Raw genomic sequence first — 16,469 nt, forward strand, 5'->3', positions numbered from 1 at the left:
TGAAGGTAAAGAAAGTAAAAGTAGACAACGCTTGACAATGAAAATTGCGATAGATACAATGAGAATGTATATTTTTTCTTATATACGAAACACTCTTCTCAAGAAGAGAAGTAATATTCGGAGTAAGACTTAAATCTTGCCGAAATAATAATATGACATTTTAATTGTGAAATGAAGAAAGTCCCTTAAAAAAGCGGGACGACGGTCTTTGCTGTATGTTGGTATTCAATGTACATGCCGACAGTCTTTTTTCATTCATAGCAAGGGGAGGTGAAATCATGAGTAGTACAGTTTGGATACTCATCTCCATTTTGCTTGCAACAGTCGGTGCAGTTGTTGGCTTTTTTGTTCGAAAGTCTATTGCTGAAGCGAAGATTAATGGTGCAGCCAATGAAGCGAAACGTATTCTAGACGAAGCGAATCGTGAGGCTGAAGCACTTAAGAAAGAAGCGCTTTTAGAAGCAAAGGATGAAATTCATACACTTCGTACAGAAGCTGAATTAGAAATTCGTGACCGTAGAAGCGAATTACAAAAACAAGAAAATCGTTTAATGCAAAAAGAAGAGAACCTTGATCGTAAAGACGAAACGCTCGATAAACGCGAGCTACAGTTAGAAAAGAAAGAGGATTCTCTTGTAGCGAGACAACAACAGATTGAAGAGTTGGAAAGCAAAGTGGGAGAGTTAGTTCAAAAGCAACAAACAGAATTAGAGCGCATTTCCAATCTGACACGCGAACAAGCGAAAGCAATTATTCTTGGTAAAGTAGAAAGTGAAGTTTCTCATGAAATTGCCGTAATGGTAAAAGAAAGTGAAGTTCGTGCGAAAGAAGAAGCGGATAAAAAAGCAAAAGAGATTTTATCTCTTGCAATGCAAAGATGTGCAGCTGATCATGTTGCTGAAACAACCGTTTCGGTTGTAAATCTTCCAAATGACGAAATGAAGGGACGTATTATCGGACGTGAAGGTCGAAATATTCGTACGTTAGAAACGTTAACAGGTATTGACCTAATTATCGATGATACACCAGAAGCGGTTATCCTTTCTGGATTCGACCCAATTCGTCGTGAAACAGCTCGTATCGCTCTTGATAAACTGGTACAGGACGGACGTATTCACCCAGCGCGTATTGAAGAGATGGTCGAAAAATCAAGACGTGAAGTGGACGAGTATATTCGCGAAGTCGGAGAGCAAACAACGTTTGAAGTGGGTGTTCACGGATTACATCCAGATTTAATTAAGATTTTAGGTCGTTTAAAATACCGTACAAGTTACGGACAAAACGTCTTAAAACATTCTATGGAAGTTGCATATTTAACTGGACTTATGGCGGCAGAGCTTGGTGAGGATGAAAAACTAGCAAGACGTGCTGGTCTATTACATGATATCGGGAAAGCGATTGACCATGAAGTAGAAGGTAGCCACGTTGAAATTGGTGTCGAACTCGCAACAAAATATAAAGAGCATCCTGTAGTTATAAACAGTATTGCATCTCACCATGGGGATACAGAACCAACTTCTATCATTGCAGTTTTAGTTGCAGCAGCAGATGCATTATCAGCTGCAAGACCTGGAGCTCGTAGTGAGACACTTGAGAACTATATTCGTCGTCTTGAAAAGTTAGAAGAGATTTCAGAGTCTTATGAAGGCGTAGAAAAATCTTTCGCAATTCAAGCAGGACGAGAAGTTCGTATTCTGGTAAAACCAGATACAATTGATGATTTAGAAGCTCATCGTTTAGCTCGTGATATTCGAAAACGTATTGAAAATGAACTGGATTACCCAGGACATATTAAAGTAACTGTTATTCGTGAAACACGTGCAGTGGAATACGCAAAATAAAGTGGTGAAACACCACTTTATTTTTTTGTGTTGGAATTGGTTAAAATAAAGGAAATTAGTTATACCTAGCATACAAGTGAAACAAACTTATAATAAATATATTGTAAGGTAATTACTTGAAGCTATAGTAATAAAAAATGTAGTACATAGGAAGGGTAAGACATATGAGAATATTATTTGTTGGGGATGTAGTAGGATCTCCTGGTAGAGGCATGATTCAACAATACGTACCGGCACTAAAGAAGAAATATACACCTACAGTAACCATTATTAATGGAGAAAATGCAGCAGGTGGACGCGGAATTACGGAAAAAATATACCGAAACTTTTTAGAATGCGGAGCACAAGCGGTTACACTTGGAAATCACGCTTGGGATAACCGTGAAGTATTTGAATTTATTGATGACGCAAAATATCTTGCAAGACCGGCTAACTTCCCAGAAGGAACTCCAGGAAAAGGGCTTATTTTTGTGAACTGTAATGGAACAGAAGTTGCAGTTATTAACTTACAAGGACGTACATTCCTGCCTCCAATTGATTGTCCATTCCGTAAAGTGGATGAATTAATTAACATTGCGAAAAAACGTACGAATATTATTTTTGTTGATTTCCATGCGGAAACTACAAGTGAAAAACAAGCGTTAGGTTGGTATGTAGATGGTCGTGCTACAGCGGTAGTAGGTACACATACGCATGTCCCTACAGCAGATAATCGCATTTTACCAAGCGGAACGGCATATATCACAGATGTTGGTATGACAGGACCGTACGATGGAATTTTAGGCATGGACCGAGAAGCAGTATTGAAGAAGTTTTTAACAAACTTACCAGTACGATTTGAAGTGACAAATGGTAGAACACAATTAAGCGCAGTGCTAATTGATGTGGATCCTAATACAGGAAAAGCTAAGAAAATTGAGCGTATCTTAATTAATGATGATCAACCATTTTTTGAGTAATCCCTGTTAAAATTTAGATAAGTTATTATTTTTTAATTTTTTAGAAAAATTACAGAAATTTAGCAGGAATACGTGTCATTCCTCGTGAATATAAGTTAAAGTGAAATAATTGCTAATACTTTTTATAGAAACGAGGAGGAAACGCGGAATGGAAATATTAAAAGTTAAAGCAACGTCGGTCCCTAATTCTGTAGCTGGTGCACTTGCAGGTGTTATTCGCGAACGCGGAACAGCAGAAATTCAAGCCATTGGTGCAGGTGCATTGAACCAAGCGGTAAAGGCAGTAGCAATTGCAAGAGGATTTGTAGCGCCTAGTGGTTTGGACCTGATTTGTATCCCAGCGTTTACGGATATTATGATTGATGGGGAAGAGCGTACAGCAATAAAATTAATTGTAGAACCTCGTTAAGTTTAAACAACCTGTTTGCAGTATGCAAACAGGTTGTTTTTATAATGGAGGAATGAAAATGAAAATTTTTGATGCCCATTGTGATGTACTCTTTCAGTTATGGAATGCGAAGGGGAAAAAAGATTTTAAACATGATTCGCAATTACATATTACGTTTGAACAGTTAAAGAGAAGAAAAAGAAGTATACAATGTTTTGCTATATATGTTCCAGAAATAGTGGCGTATGAAAAACGATTTGAAGTGGCATTACAAATGGTAGATATTTTTTATAATGAAATTTTATCACTACCGGGTGTAAAGTTTATTCGGACAAAAGATGATATTAACATGTTAAAACAGAACGAGATTGGAGCAATATTAACACTAGAAGGATGCGAGGCACTTGGAAAAGATGAAATGAAATTACGGTTGTTTTATCGCCTAGGAGTACGTTCTTTTGGATTAACATGGAATTATGCCAATTTATTAGCTGATGGTGCACTAGAGACGCGTGGGGCAGGTTTAACGACTTTTGGTAAACATGTTGTACAAGAACTGAATGCGTTACATGTATGGACTGATGTGTCTCATTTGAATGAAAGAAGTTTTTGGGATGTGATTGAAATTGCAAGAAATCCAATTGCTTCCCACTCAAATTGTAGGAAACTTTGTCAGCACCCACGTAATTTAAATGATGAACAACTTAAAGTTCTTATAAAGCGAAATGGCATAATCGGTGTCACTTTTGTACCACAGTTCCTAACAAGTGAAAAACAAGCGAATATAACAGATATAATAAGACATATCGAATATATTTGTTCATTAGGTGGAGAGAACAATATAGGGTTTGGTTCGGATTTTGATGGGATAGTAGAAACAGTTGTAAATGTATCAGCGTATGGAGATTATGAAAATGTAATGAACGAGCTTTGTAAACACTATGCTGCATCTACTGTAGAGCGATTTTTATATGATAATTTTGTTGAACATATAAGCTTTTAAAATTTTTGTTTTAAAAATCCAGAAAAATTAGAATTAATTCATTTGATATTATTGCTTTTTTTAAGACCTAATACTAGAATGAAAAACAAAATAGCTTTATACTAAAGATTCAGGGAAATCAGAAGAGGCATAATTTGCGTCCATTGTAGTTTATTTGCATAAAAAATGCTAAACTATTACTGTAAAAAAATACACTACAATGAATGCAGCCAAAAGGGGTGTAGGAGATGATTAGTCAACTTTCATGGAAAGTTGGAGGCCAACAAGGTGAAGGAATTGAAAGTACAGGAGAAATCTTCTGTATTGCATTAAACCGATTAGGATATTACCTATACGGTTACCGCCACTTCTCATCACGTATAAAAGGCGGCCATACAAATAATAAAATTCGTGTAAGTACAACAGAAGTACGCGCGATCTCAGATGATTTAGATATTTTAATTGCTTTTGATCAAGAAACAATTGATTTTAACTTCCACGAATTACGTCCAGGTGGGATTGTAGTTGCAGATGCGAAATTTAATCCGACAATACCTGACAATACAGATGTAAATCTATATGTGATACCGTTTACAGATATTGCTTCAGAATTAGGCACATCATTAATGAAAAACATGGTTGCTGTTGGAGCGTCAAGTGCGGTATTAGGATTAGATGAAACAGCTTATTTAGATGTTGTTGAAGAGATCTTTGGTCGTAAAGGAGAGCAAGTCGTTCAAAAGAACATGGACGCAATTAAGCGCGGCTCTCAATATATGAAAGAGTTACTAGGTGAAAAAGTAAACATGATGCAGCTTGAAAAAGCTGATGGTCAGAAACGCATGTTTATGATTGGGAACGATGCAATTGCATTTGGTGCAGTAGCTGGTGGTGCTCGCTTTATGTCTGCATATCCAATTACACCTGCATCAGAAATTATGGAATACTTAATTAAAAAATTGCCAAAAGTCGGCGGAACAGTAATCCAAACTGAGGATGAAATCGCAGCTTGTACAATGGCAATCGGTGCAAACTATGCTGGTGTTCGTACATTAACTGCGTCTGCTGGTCCAGGTCTATCTTTAATGATGGAAGCAATCGGTTTAGCAGGTATTACAGAAACGCCATTAGTAATTGTTGATACACAACGCGGTGGCCCAAGTACAGGATTACCAACGAAACAAGAGCAGTCTGATTTAATGGCAATGATTTACGGTACGCACGGTGAAATTCCAAAAATCGTAATGGCGCCAAGTACAGTGGAAGAAGCTTTCTATGATATTGTAGAAGCGTTTAACTTATCTGAAGAATATCAAGTACCTGTTATTTTCTTAACAGATTTACAGCTTTCTTTAGGGAAACAGACAGTAGAACCACTTAAGTTAGATAAAGTGGAAATTCGTCGCGGTAAGCTTGATTTAGAAGCGGAATTACCAGAACGTGAAAATAAAGCATACTTCAAGCGTTATGAAGTAACAGAAGATGGTGTTTCACCACGTGTTTTACCTGGTATGAAAAATGGTGTTCACCATGTTACAGGTGTAGAACATGATGAAACTGGTAAACCATCTGAATCAGCTATAAACCGTAAAGATCAAATGGACAAACGTTTCCGTAAAATGGAGAACTTGAAGTTTAATACCCCTGTTTATAAAAATGTTAAGCATGAAGAAGCAGACGTATTGCTTGTTGGATTTAACTCAACTCGTGGTGCGATCGAAGAAGCAATGGAGCGCTTAGAACAAGAGGGTATGAAAGTAAACCATGCTCATGTGCGTTTAATTCATCCGTTCCCAACAGCTGAAATCGATCCACTTGTGAAAAATGCGAAGCGTGTTGTAGTGGTAGAAAACAATGCAACAGGCCAACTTGCTAACATTATGAAAATGAATCTTGGTAACGGTGAGAAAATTTCTAGTCTTTTAAAATATGATGGAAACCCATTCTTGCCGAAAGAGATTTACAACGAATGCAAAAAAGGGGTTGTATTAAATGGCAACATTTAAGGACTTTCGTAACAGTGTAAAACCAAACTGGTGCCCAGGTTGCGGAGACTTCTCAGTGCAAGCTGCAATTCAACGTGCGGCAGCTAACGTTGGCCTAAATCCAGATGAACTTGCTGTTATTTCTGGTATCGGCTGTTCAGGTCGTATTTCAGGATATATTAATTCATATGGTGTGCATAGTATTCATGGTCGTGCCCTTCCAATTGCGCAAGGTGTGAAAATGGCAAACCGTGATTTAACAGTTATCGCATCAGGTGGTGACGGTGATGGATTTGCGATTGGTATGGGACATACGATCCATTCTATTCGTCGTAACATTGACATTACGTACATCGTAATGGATAACCAAATTTACGGATTAACAAAAGGGCAAACTTCACCACGTAGTGAAGCTGGATTCAAAACGAAAAGTACACCACAAGGTTCAATTGAACCGTCGCTAAATGTTATGGAAATGGCTTTAACAGCTGGTGCAACATTTGTGGCGCAAAGCTTTTCAAGTGATTTAAAAGAATTAACACAAATTATTGAAGCTGGTATTAATCATAAAGGATTTTCATTAATTAACGTGTTCAGCCCATGTGTTACTTACAATAAAGTAAATACTTACGATTGGTTTAAAGAGAATTTAAAAAAACTAAGTACAGTAGAGGGATATGATCCGTCTAATCGCATGATGGCTATGCAAACATTAATGGAAAATAACGGATTAGTAACAGGTTTAATTTATCAAAATACAGCGCAACCTTCATACCAAGAACTAGTAAAAGGCTATAGTGAGAAGCCTTTAGTGCAATCTGATTTAAATATGGATCAGAAAATGTTTGATGAACTTGTTGCTGAATTTATGTAATGTAAGAAGAGAAGGTTGCCATTTGGCAGCCTTTTTTAATGAGTAAAAATATAAGGTAGCCTTATTTACTTAGAAAATTCAGAATGGTAAAATAATATATAAATCGTTGTATGAAAATTGCATGTTCATTAACTAGGAAATGTAATAATAGGATAAGCCTTCTTCTTTGTAAAAATTGGCGAAACACTTCATACTATGGTAATGTGTATAGGGATAAAGCAATATGCTTTTGATTAGGACAAAAGAAATACAAAAAGGGAATGTCTATTTGTGTGGGGAAGACTTCATTCTTATAGATGATTAGATTGATTACTCAAGTTTCAAAGGACAAGTATCTCTCAAGCTATCTAACCATTTTTGAGGTGGGTCTAAGCGCATTAAAATGGACTATAGAGAGTGTATAGTTAAGGGTGAAAGGAGATTACCGATGAACGAGCAACAACGATTAGCAAGTCAACAAGTGAATTCCTCTACGAAAAAAGAAGAGAAAGATTATAGCAAATACTTTGAAAGTGTATACCAACCACCTTCCTTAAAAGACGCGAAAAAGAGAGGAAAAGAAGAAGTTAAAATTGAACGGGATTTTGGCTTACCTGAAGAGTTTCGCAATTTTGGTGCAGGAAGAAAGTTTTATATTCGTACATATGGTTGTCAAATGAATGAGCATGATACAGAAGTAATGGCGGGTATTTTCACTGCACTTGGGTATGAACCAACCTTTTCAACTGAAGAAGCAGATGTAGTATTATTAAATACTTGTGCTATTCGTGAAAATGCTGAAAATAAAGTGTTCGGTGAACTAGGTCATTTAAAGGCACTAAAACGAAGAAATCCGGATCTTTTAATTGGTGTATGTGGTTGTATGTCTCAAGAGGAATCTGTTGTAAATAAAATTATGCAAAAAAATCAGCATGTAGATATGGTGTTTGGAACGCATAATATTCATAGATTACCGTACATTCTAAAAGATGCAATGTTCTCAAAGGAAACGGTAGTTGAAGTTTGGTCCAAAGAAGGAGACGTAATTGAAAACCTTCCGAAAGTACGTCGTGGTGATATTAAAGCTTGGGTAAATATTATGTATGGATGTGATAAGTTCTGTACATATTGTATCGTACCGTATACGCGCGGAAAAGAGCGAAGCAGACGTCCAGAAGACATTATCCAAGAGATTCGTCATTTAGCTGCGAATGGTTATAAAGAAATTACGTTACTTGGACAGAACGTAAATGCATATGGTAAAGACTTTGAAGATATAGAATACGGTCTTGGCGATTTAATGGACGAACTCCGTAAAGTTGATATTGCCCGTATTCGTTTTACAACGAGCCATCCACGCGATTTCGATGATCACTTAATTGAAGTGCTTGGAAAAGGCGGCAACTTAGTAGAACATATTCACTTACCAGTTCAATCTGGAAGCACAGAAATGTTAAAAATTATGGCGCGTAAATATTCACGTGAGCATTATTTAGAGCTTGTAAGAAAAATTAAAGAAGCAATTCCAAACGCGGTATTAACAACTGATATTATCGTCGGTTTCCCGAATGAAACAGATGAGCAATTTGAAGAAACGATGTCGTTATATCGTGAAGTAGGGTTTGATACTGCCTTTACCTTTATTTATTCTCCGCGTGAAGGTACACCAGCTGCAAAAATGAAAGACAATGTACCGATGGAAGTAAAGAAAGAACGTCTTCAACGCTTAAATGCATTAGTAAATAAATTGGCAATTGAAAAGAATGATCGTTATAAAGGTCAAATTGTAGAAGTGTTAGTTGATGGGGAAAGTAAAAATAATCCAGAAGTACTTGCAGGTTATACTCGTACGAATAAACTTGTAAATTTCGTTGCTCCAAAGTCTTTAATTGGTCAGCTTGTGAAAGTAAAAGTAACGGATGCAAAAACTTGGTCTCTTAACGGAGAATTAGTTGAAGAGCCGATTGAGGTGGAATAATAGATGAAAGTATATTCGAAAGATGAAATTGTTGAGCAAGCGAAAGAATTAGCAAAAATGATTTCTGAAACAGAAGAAGTTGATTTCTTTAAGAAAGCAGAGGCACAAATTCATAAAAATGAAAATGTGAAGCGCGCAATTGATGAAATTAAAGCACTGCAAAAACAAGCAGTAAACTTGCAGCATTACGGGAAATGGGAAGCTTTGAAAAAAGTAGAAGCTGAAATTGATGCCCTGCAAGATAAGTTAGATAGTATCCCAGTTGTACAAGAATTTAAATCTTCACAAACATATGTAAATGACTTACTACAACTAGTTGCAAGTACGATTTCTAACAACGTAACAGATGAAATATTAATTTCAACTAATGGCGATGTATTGAAGGGTGAAACGGGCGCAGCGGTAGAAAGTAAAAAAGGAAATTGTGGTTGTTAAAGAGATGTCGAAATGACATCTCTTTTTTTAGTGGATTAAACGTAAGTTCTTCTCAAAAAAAGAATGACACATTCCGCTATTGTCACGCATATGATTAAGTGAATAGTGATTGAGGAGGGTTACGAATGTCCGAATTTAGAGAGATTATTACAAAAGCAGTGGTTGGAAAAGGACGTAAGTATACAAAGTCAACGCATACATGTGAATCGAATAATGAGCCAACAAGTATTTTAGGGTGCTGGGTAATTAACCACTCATACGAAGCAAGAAAGAATGGAAAACATGTGGAAATTGAAGGTTTCTATGATGTGAACACTTGGTATTCATTTGATGGCAATACAAAGACAGAAGTTGTAACAGAACGTGTGAACTACACAGATGAAGTAAGCATTGGATATCGTGATAAAAACTTTTCTGGTGATGATTTAGAAATTATTGCTCGTGTCATTCAGCCACCAAATTGTTTAGAGGCTCTTGTATCACCAAATGGTAATAAAATTGTTGTAACGGTAGAACGTGAATTTGTAACAGAAGTAGTTGGAGAAACGAAAATTTGTGTAAGTGTAAACCCTGAAGGTTGTGTAGAATCAGATGATGCTTTCCAAATTGAAGATGATGAGTTTGAAGAGTTAGATCCGAACTTTATCGTTGATGCAGAAGAAGAGTAATAGAAAGCTAGGGAGAAGTTCTTCCTAGCTTTTTACTTTACATAAGTGGTGCTTAGATGAACATGATTGCTAATGAAATGTGCTATAATGAAGAAAGACTCCTGAAATAGGAGATAAGAGTGTCCGTGAAATGTGACATATATGAGTATAGATTATTATGTAAGAATTATGGAGGATAAGTATGACGCAATATACGCCTATGATACAGCAATATTTAAAAGTTAAGGCAGACTATCAAGATGCCTTTTTATTTTTCCGCTTAGGTGATTTTTATGAAATGTTCTTTGAGGATGCGGTTAAAGCAGCCCACGAACTTGAAATTACATTAACGAGCCGAGACGGTGGTAGTAGTGAACGTATACCGATGTGCGGTGTACCGTATCATGCGGCTAAAAACTATATTGAACAACTTGTTGAAAAAGGATATAAAGTAGCGGTTTGTGAGCAAGTAGAAGATCCAAAAACAGCTAAAGGTGTAGTGCGCCGTGAAGTCGTACAATTAATTACGCCAGGAACGATGATGGAAGGGCGTACGATTGATGAGAAAGAAAATAACTTTTTAGCCGCATTAACACATTTTGAAGATGGATCATATGCGTTAGCTTGTAACGATTTGACGACTGGACAAAATACAGTAACGTTATTGACTGGTTCAGTTGAAGATATTTTATTAGAAGTGTATGCAACTGGTTCGAAAGAAATTGTTGTAGATTCTTCCTTTTCTAAAGATGAACTAAACAAGTTAACTGAAACGTTAAAAATGACAATTTCATATGAAGATGCAACGGCAATTCCTGAAGGGCTAGAACAGCTTGTGAAAAACGTTTCACAAGCAAAGTTAATTAAAGCAGTTGGACGCTTATTTAACTATGTAATAAGAACGCAAAAACGTTCATTAGATCATTTGCAGCCAGTGGAAATTTATTATACGAATCAATTTATGAAAATTGATGTGCATTCAAAGCGAAATTTAGAGTTGACAGAAACACTTCGAACGAAAGAAAAAACAGGATCATTATTATGGCTATTAGATAAGACGAAAACGGCTATGGGTGGCCGTATGTTAAAACAGTGGATGGAACGTCCACTTATACAGAAAGAACGAATTGAAGAGCGTTTAGAAATGGTTGAAACGTTTGTAAATGATTACTTCTTGCGTGAAGATTTAAAAGAAAAGTTAAAAGAAGTATATGATTTAGAACGTTTAGCAGGGAAAGTTGCTTTTGGTAATGTGAATGCACGGGACTTATTACAGTTAAGACGATCTTTACTGCAAGTACCAGCTATTTTAGAAGCGATTAGTTTGTTAGATAACGCGTATGCAGCGAGATTAATTCAAGGTGCAGATCCATGTGAGAGCTTAACAGAATTATTAGGAAGAAGTATTCAAGAAAATCCACCGCTTTCTATTAAAGATGGAGATATTATTAAAGATGGTTATAATGACAAGCTTGATCAATATCGTTACGTGAGTAAAAACGGAAAAACGTGGATTGCTGAGCTTGAAAAACGAGAGCGTGATATTACAGGAATTAAATCGTTAAAAATCGGATACAACCGTATTTTCGGTTACTACATTGAAGTAACGAAAGCGAACCTTGGAGCATTACCAGAAGGCCGCTATGAGCGTAAACAAACGCTTGCTAATGCGGAACGTTTTATTACAGATGAACTAAAAGAAAAAGAAACATTAATCTTAGAAGCAGAAGAAAAAATTGTACAACTAGAATACGATTTATTTACAGCGCTTCGTGAAGAAGTAAAAGTATTTATTCCGAAATTACAGCATTTAGCGAAAGTGATTAGTGAATTAGACGTACTGCAAAGTTTTGCGACAGTGAGTGAAGAGGAACAGTTTGTAAAACCTGTACTAACAACGAAGCGTGAAATTTTCATTAAAGATGGTCGTCATCCTGTCGTTGAAAAAGTATTGAACGGGAAATTGTATGTACCGAATGATTGTATTATGCCAGAGAATATGGATGTATTTTTAATTACAGGACCGAACATGTCTGGTAAAAGTACGTATATGAGACAATTAGCACTTGTAACGGTTATGTCGCAAATCGGTTGTTTCGTACCAGCAACAGAAGCAGTATTACCTGTATTTGACCAAATCTTTACGAGAATTGGCGCGGCGGATGATTTAATTTCAGGTCAAAGTACATTTATGGTCGAAATGTTAGAAGCGAAAAATGCAATTGCAAACGCATCAGAAAGAAGTTTAATTTTATTTGATGAAATTGGACGCGGTACATCTACGTATGATGGTATGGCACTTGCACAAGCAATCATTGAACATATTCACGACCAAATTGGTGCAAAAACGTTATTCTCTACACATTATCATGAATTGACAGTGCTAGAAGAAAGTTTAGATCAACTGAAGAATGTACACGTTTCAGCTATTGAAGAGAACGGAAAAGTAGTATTCCTTCACAAAATTCAAGACGGGGCAGCAGATAAAAGTTACGGAATTCACGTTGCGCAACTTGCGGAGCTTCCAGATAGCTTGATTGCTCGTGCGAAAGAAGTGTTAGCACAATTAGAAGGACAAGAAGAAATTATTATTCCAAAGCGTACAGAAGTGAAAGTACAAGAAGTTACTCCAGAGCCTGTAGTTGTAAAAGAAGAACCAGTAGAAATACAAGAAACGAAAGTAGAGACTGAAGAAGAATCACAACTATCATTCTTTGGTGGAGAACAGTCCCCGAAAAAACAAGACAAACCAGTTCTAGATGCAAAAGAAACGGCAGTACTTGCGCAAATTAAAAAAATTGATTTACTTGATATGACACCTTTAGAAGCGATGAATGAACTGTATCGCTTACAGAAAAAGTTAAAGAAAGGATGAGTAAGTAGATGGGGAAAATTCGCAAACTCGATGACCAACTCTCAAACTTAATTGCGGCAGGGGAAGTAGTAGAGCGCCCTGCCTCAGTCGTAAAAGAACTTGTGGAAAATTCTATCGATGCGAATAGTACATCTATTGAAATCCACTTAGAAGAAGCTGGGTTATCGAAAATTCGTATCATTGATAACGGTGATGGTATTGCAGAAGAAGATTGTATCGTCGCTTTTGAACGACATGCGACGAGCAAAATTAAAGATGAAAACGATCTGTTTCGCATAAGAACACTCGGTTTCCGTGGTGAGGCATTGCCGAGTATTGCCTCAGTTAGTGAATTAGAATTAATCACTAGCACAGGTGATGCACCTGGTACGCACCTTATTATTAAAGGTGGAGACATTATAAAGCAGGAGAAAACAGCGAGCCGAAAAGGAACAGATATTACAGTACAAAACTTATTCTTTAATACACCAGCGCGTCTTAAATATATGAAAACCATTCATACAGAGCTTGGTAATATCACAGATATCGTGTATCGTATTGCAATGTCACATCCAGAAGTATCATTAAAGCTATTTCATAATGAAAAGAAATTGCTTCATACATCAGGAAACGGTGATGTAAGACAAGTACTTGCATCGATTTATAGCATTCAAGTTGCGAAGAAGCTTGTTCCAATTGAAGCGGAATCTTTAGATTTCACAATTAAAGGCTATGTAACATTACCAGAAGTAACGAGAGCATCTCGAAATTATATGTCAACGATTGTAAATGGTCGTTACGTTCGAAATTTCGTATTAATGAAAGCTATTCAGCAAGGATACCATACATTATTGCCAGTCGGACGATATCCAATCGGCTTCTTATCGATTGAAATGGATCCAATGCTAGTTGACGTTAACGTACATCCTGCGAAATTAGAAGTTCGTTTTAGTAAAGAACAAGAATTGCTAAAGTTGATCGAAGAAACATTGCAAGCAGCATTCAAAAAAATACAGCTCATTCCAGATGCGGGTGTAATAACGAAGAAAAAAGAAAAAGATGAAAGTGTGCAAGAACAGTTCCAGTTTGAGCATGCGAAGCCGAAGGAGCCATCTATGCCGGAAATCATTTTACCGACAGGCATGGATGAAAAACGAGAAGAACCACTGGTAGTGAAGCAGCCAGCACAACTGTGGCAACCGCCGAAGCAAGAATGGCAACCACCACAATCGCTCGTAAGAGAAGAACAAAGTTGGCAACCATCTAGTAAACCGATAATCGAAGAACCGATTCGAGAAGAGAAATCGTGGAACAGTAACGATGAAGACTTTGAATTAGAGGAATTGGAAGAAGAAGTTCAGGAAATAGAAGAGATCGAAATGAACGGTAATGATTTACCGCCGCTTTATCCAATTGGACAAATGCACGGAACATATATTTTCGCTCAAAATGATAAAGGCTTATATATGATTGACCAGCATGCCGCGCAGGAACGTATTAATTATGAATACTTCCGTGATAAAGTAGGACGAGTAGCACAAGAAGTACAAGAACTACTCGTACCATACCGTATCGATTTATCTCTTACTGAATTTTTACGTGTCGAAGAGCAACTAGAAGAACTAAAGAAAGTCGGTCTATTTTTGGAGCAATTCGGCCATCAATCCTTTATCGTCCGCTCTCATCCAACTTGGTTCCCGAAAGGACAAGAAACAGAAATTATCGACGAAATGATGGAGCAGGTCGTTAAACTAAAAAAAGTTGATATTAAAAAACTACGTGAAGAAGCAGCGATCATGATGAGCTGTAAAGCTTCAATTAAAGCAAATCAATATTTAACGAACGATCAAATATTTGCTTTACTGGAAGAACTTCGTACAACAACAAACCCATACACATGCCCGCACGGAAGACCAATTCTTGTGCATCATTCTACTTATGAGTTGGAAAAGATGTTTAAGAGGGTTATGTAGGGATACTATTCATAGAGAAAATGGTCTCTGGTTATTTTAATAAAATATAGAAAGAAATAAAAAGGAGCGATAGTAACAATTCGCTCCTTTTTCATATAATTCTTTTGCAACTATATTTTAAAAATTTATAAACTAGAGATAACCTCAACTGATTTACAATTTATATGAGCTTTCTCAATTTTTTGTAAGGAAAGAGGTTTTTATTTTACAGATTTATCGGAATTATGTAAAGTATAGATAAAATCATAAAATGGGGTGTTATCTATGTGTACTAGTTTGACATTACAGACAAAAAACGATCAGCATCTTTTTGCAAGAACGATGGACTTCACATTAGATATGAATCAAGAAGTAATAATCATTCCTCGGCATTACAAGTGGAATAATATAACTGGTGAAATCATTCATACGAAACATGCTGCGGTCGGAATGGGAATTAATCATCAAGGAAGGATCATTATGGCGGACGGAGTAAATGAAGCAGGTATGACATGTGCAACACTCTATTTTCCAGGATTCGCTACTTATAGTCAAAGCATAGATGACAACAAAACGAATTTAGCTCCATTTGATTTTGTGACTTGGAGTCTGACACAATTCAATTCTGTCAAAGAGTTAAAGAAATCTGTAGATAGCCTTACCTTTTTGGACATACCGTTACCGGATTTAGGACTTACGCCACCACTACATTGGATCTTAGCGGATAAATGGGGAGATTGTATTGTACTGGAGCCGACAAATGAAGGATTAAAAATGTATGACAACCCACTAGGAGTGATGACGAATAGTCCGGAGTTTAATTGGCATTTGCAAAATTTAAGACAATACATAGGTCTTAAATCGCAGCCATTCGCGCCAACAGAGTGGAGTAACTTACCATTAAGTGCTTTTGGTCAGGGATCGGGCTCAATGGGACTTCCAGGGGATTTCACTCCACCATCAAGATTTGTGCGGGCAGCATATGGCAAACAAAACATTCAAGGTATAGATAGTGAAGAAGAGGGAGTATCAGCTCTTTTTCATATCTTATCAAATTGCGAGGTTCCTAAAGGTGGAGTAATAACAGAAGAAGGTGCACTAGATAATACCATATATACAAGTGTAATGTGTATGGAGTCTGGAACATATTATTATCATACTTACGATTGTAGACAAATTATAGCCATTCATTTATTTCATGAAAATTTAGATACAGATGAGATTAAAGCCTATCCGTTCCAACGAAAACAAAAAATATTTTATGAAAACTAAGTAGCTTTGAAACAACGTTTGGTAAATTTTTAAATATATATAATAGAGCAATAATGGCCTATATAATTCATGGGTGCTTCTTTAACTTTGTGATTCATCATACATCTACTCCTTTCTCCGATGACTTCAACAAGTAAAGTTTTGCTGGTAGGCTTTATTTATAAATAGTAAAGGACAAAAAAGGTGCGGAAAATATCCATACCTTTTTTGTTCTTCCATTATCTATGTATAAAAAAGCGCTGTATATCAGCACTTTTTAAAAGTACATGAGTTGTATAAGAAAGATTTATTAACTATACAAGGCCTAATATAGGTTATTATTT

The 16,469-nt window shown here is 36.5% G+C and carries 12 protein-coding genes; all 12 read left to right on the forward strand.

The window, feature by feature from the left end:
* Positions 1-278: 278 nt before the first annotated feature.
* The 12 genes from rny (at position 279) to ACTFRS_RS16680 (ending at position 16,146) form a co-directional block, all read left to right on the forward strand.
* A complete protein-coding gene (gene rny, locus ACTFRS_RS16625) occupies positions 279-1,841 on the forward strand; it encodes a ribonuclease Y (protein ID WP_000099773.1) in 1,563 nt (520 codons plus the stop codon).
* A gap of 164 nt (positions 1,842-2,005) precedes the next feature.
* Entirely contained in the window at positions 2,006-2,800 is a 795-nt protein-coding gene (locus tag ACTFRS_RS16630; protein ID WP_001221095.1) for a TIGR00282 family metallophosphoesterase, read from the forward strand.
* A 148-nt stretch (positions 2,801-2,948) separates the two neighbouring features.
* Positions 2,949-3,209: a stage V sporulation protein SpoVS gene (spoVS, locus tag ACTFRS_RS16635; protein ID WP_000404341.1), complete on the forward strand. Its 261-nt coding sequence runs from the start codon at positions 2,949-2,951 to the stop codon at positions 3,207-3,209.
* A 58-nt stretch (positions 3,210-3,267) separates the two neighbouring features.
* A complete protein-coding gene (locus ACTFRS_RS16640; RefSeq protein ID WP_440024662.1) occupies positions 3,268-4,191 on the forward strand; it encodes a dipeptidase in 924 nt (307 codons plus the stop codon).
* Between the two features lie 227 nt (positions 4,192-4,418).
* The gene (locus ACTFRS_RS16645; protein ID WP_000625421.1) at positions 4,419-6,176 is read left to right on the forward strand and encodes a 2-oxoacid:acceptor oxidoreductase subunit alpha; all 1,758 of its coding nucleotides are present in this window, start codon (positions 4,419-4,421) and stop codon (positions 6,174-6,176) included.
* Positions 6,163-7,029 carry a 2-oxoacid:ferredoxin oxidoreductase subunit beta gene (locus tag ACTFRS_RS16650; protein WP_139867011.1) on the forward strand — a complete coding sequence of 289 codons (867 nt, stop codon included), beginning with the start codon at positions 6,163-6,165 and terminating at the stop codon, positions 7,027-7,029. The genes ACTFRS_RS16645 and ACTFRS_RS16650 overlap by 14 nt, the downstream gene beginning before the upstream one ends.
* 427 nt (positions 7,030-7,456) lie before the next feature.
* Entirely contained in the window at positions 7,457-8,986 is a 1,530-nt protein-coding gene (gene miaB / locus ACTFRS_RS16655) for a tRNA (N6-isopentenyl adenosine(37)-C2)-methylthiotransferase MiaB (RefSeq protein ID WP_139867013.1), read from the forward strand.
* Between the two features lie 3 nt (positions 8,987-8,989).
* Entirely contained in the window at positions 8,990-9,421 is a 432-nt protein-coding gene (locus ACTFRS_RS16660; RefSeq protein WP_000870462.1) for a RicAFT regulatory complex protein RicA family protein, read from the forward strand.
* A gap of 125 nt (positions 9,422-9,546) precedes the next feature.
* Positions 9,547-10,089 carry an outer spore coat protein CotE gene (cotE, locus tag ACTFRS_RS16665; RefSeq protein ID WP_001288798.1) on the forward strand — a complete coding sequence of 181 codons (543 nt, stop codon included), beginning with the start codon at positions 9,547-9,549 and terminating at the stop codon, positions 10,087-10,089.
* Positions 10,090-10,270: 181 nt separating this feature from the next.
* Positions 10,271-12,943, forward strand: a complete 2,673-nt coding sequence (mutS, locus tag ACTFRS_RS16670; protein WP_139867014.1) for a DNA mismatch repair protein MutS — start codon at positions 10,271-10,273, stop codon at positions 12,941-12,943.
* An 8-nt stretch (positions 12,944-12,951) separates the two neighbouring features.
* The gene (gene mutL, locus ACTFRS_RS16675) at positions 12,952-14,895 is read left to right on the forward strand and encodes a DNA mismatch repair endonuclease MutL (RefSeq protein ID WP_440024658.1); all 1,944 of its coding nucleotides are present in this window, start codon (positions 12,952-12,954) and stop codon (positions 14,893-14,895) included.
* 264 nt (positions 14,896-15,159) lie between these two features.
* On the forward strand, positions 15,160-16,146 hold the full coding sequence (locus ACTFRS_RS16680) for a choloylglycine hydrolase family protein (protein ID WP_318160368.1): 987 nt from the start codon (positions 15,160-15,162) through the stop codon (positions 16,144-16,146).
* Positions 16,147-16,469 lie beyond the last annotated feature (323 nt).

This window comes from Bacillus cereus group sp. MYBK139-1 (assembly GCF_051916915.1).
Lineage (GTDB): Bacteria > Bacillota > Bacilli > Bacillales > Bacillaceae_G > Bacillus_A > Bacillus_A pacificus.

Excerpts from the sequence above, each read along its gene's own strand:
- rny (WP_000099773.1), top strand. The coding sequence starts at position 279 with ATGAGTAGTACAGTTTGGATACTCATCTCCATTTTGCTTGCAACAGTC.
- ACTFRS_RS16630 (WP_001221095.1), top strand. The coding sequence starts at position 2,006 with ATGAGAATATTATTTGTTGGGGATGTAGTAGGATCTCCTGGTAGAGGC.
- spoVS (WP_000404341.1), top strand. The coding sequence starts at position 2,949 with ATGGAAATATTAAAAGTTAAAGCAACGTCGGTCCCTAATTCTGTAGCT.
- ACTFRS_RS16640 (WP_440024662.1), top strand. The coding sequence starts at position 3,268 with ATGAAAATTTTTGATGCCCATTGTGATGTACTCTTTCAGTTATGGAAT.
- ACTFRS_RS16645 (WP_000625421.1), top strand. The coding sequence starts at position 4,419 with ATGATTAGTCAACTTTCATGGAAAGTTGGAGGCCAACAAGGTGAAGGA.
- ACTFRS_RS16650 (WP_139867011.1), top strand. The coding sequence starts at position 6,163 with ATGGCAACATTTAAGGACTTTCGTAACAGTGTAAAACCAAACTGGTGC.
- miaB (WP_139867013.1), top strand. The coding sequence starts at position 7,457 with ATGAACGAGCAACAACGATTAGCAAGTCAACAAGTGAATTCCTCTACG.
- ACTFRS_RS16660 (WP_000870462.1), top strand. The coding sequence starts at position 8,990 with ATGAAAGTATATTCGAAAGATGAAATTGTTGAGCAAGCGAAAGAATTA.
- cotE (WP_001288798.1), top strand. The coding sequence starts at position 9,547 with ATGTCCGAATTTAGAGAGATTATTACAAAAGCAGTGGTTGGAAAAGGA.
- mutS (WP_139867014.1), top strand. The coding sequence starts at position 10,271 with ATGACGCAATATACGCCTATGATACAGCAATATTTAAAAGTTAAGGCA.
- mutL (WP_440024658.1), top strand. The coding sequence starts at position 12,952 with ATGGGGAAAATTCGCAAACTCGATGACCAACTCTCAAACTTAATTGCG.
- ACTFRS_RS16680 (WP_318160368.1), top strand. The coding sequence starts at position 15,160 with ATGTGTACTAGTTTGACATTACAGACAAAAAACGATCAGCATCTTTTT.